1 pseudogene is annotated in these 1,358 nt (G+C 75.8%); it reads left to right on the forward strand.

Annotated elements, in window-relative coordinates:
• Nucleotides 1–732 precede the first annotated feature (732 nt).
• A pseudogene (locus QH276_RS35525) lies at nucleotides 733–1,358 on the forward strand (hypothetical protein); the annotation flags it as partial.

Genomic DNA, 1,358 nt, shown 5'->3' on the forward strand with positions numbered 1-1,358 from the left:
CCCTCGCCCCCCCCATCAAACCCCCCCCCCCCCCCCCCCACCCCCCCCCCCAGGAACCCCCCCCAGACCCCCCCCCCCCAACCCCCCCCCCCCCCCCCCCCCCCCCCCCCCCCCCCCCCCCCCTCACCCCCCCCCCCCCCCCCCCCCCCCCCCCCCCGCGCCGCCCCCCCGCCCGGTTCCTGCCCCGGAACGCGCGGCCGTCCGGACCTCGCCCGCGGCGCCGAATCCCCCGGCCGCGCCGGCCCGGCAAGCGGAACCTACGGATCGCCCCGGTCAGGCTCCTGGGCCCGCGGCCACTCCGCCCCCCACCACCGTCCCGGATACACCGGCGCAGCAGCCGCGGTCCACCACTACGCCCACGGTACGACCGCACCGGGCGCCCGGAGCTGCGACCGAGCCGTCGGCCTCCGGGGCTCCGGCAGGGCCGCCGGAGGCGCCCCGCGCCACCTCGACTGTGCCGTCGGCCCCACGGCCGCAGCCGGCGGAATCCTCCCATCCCACAGACCTTCCGAACCCGGCGGGCGGCCCCGCGCCCATCCCTGAGTACACCTCACCCCGGTCCGCGACACCGACGTCGTAGCACCGGTCCCGCCTCCTGTGGGCTGCCGACCGGTCGCGGCGCCCGCAGGTGCCCGGCCGGGCAGCCGTACTGCAGGCCGGCCATGACGCAGATCACCGTCCGATTTGCCGGGTGCGCCCGCGGCGTCGGCGGTAGGTCGTAAGGTTTCGCTCATGGGGTCGCAGGAGAGGTCCGAACTGGTCCGGTCGGCGGCGGAGGCGAGCCTGCTCGCCGGTGGCCGCCGCTACAACCGCCTGGAGGTGGCCGAAAAGGCCGGGGTGACATCGGAACTCGCACGCCGGCTGTGGGTTTCGCTCGGTTTCCCCGCAAGCGAGGACGATAGCGCCCGCGATTACACCGACGCGGATATCGCCGCGATCCATCGCTTCCTGGAGGTCGGCAGTCTCGCCGCGGCCGATACCCGGCAGCAGGCCGCGACCGCCCGCACCATCGGGCAGACCATGGCCCGGCTGGCGGAATGGCAGGTCGATCTGGTGATCGACGAGATCGACCGGCGGGTCGCCGAGGCGGGACCCGATGCCGACCCCGCCGAGATCACCCGCACGGCCACCGCGGAAACCGCGGAGTTGCTGGAGAGCCTGCTCTCGTATGCCTGGCGGCGCCATCTCGACGCCGCGGGGGGGCGGCGGGTAGAAGGGGGCCGGCAGGGTTATGACGGCGGCCCGGCCAGATATCCGGTGGGGCCGGAGACGAAAACGCCGAACCGCGACGGTGCGGTCCAAGCCTTCGAAGGCGGCCCGTTCTATTTCAGCCCCGCCACCGGAGCACACCGAGTGGA

Source organism: Nocardia carnea (assembly GCF_029869215.1).
Taxonomy (GTDB): Bacteria; Actinomycetota; Actinomycetes; order Mycobacteriales; family Mycobacteriaceae; genus Nocardia; species Nocardia carnea_B.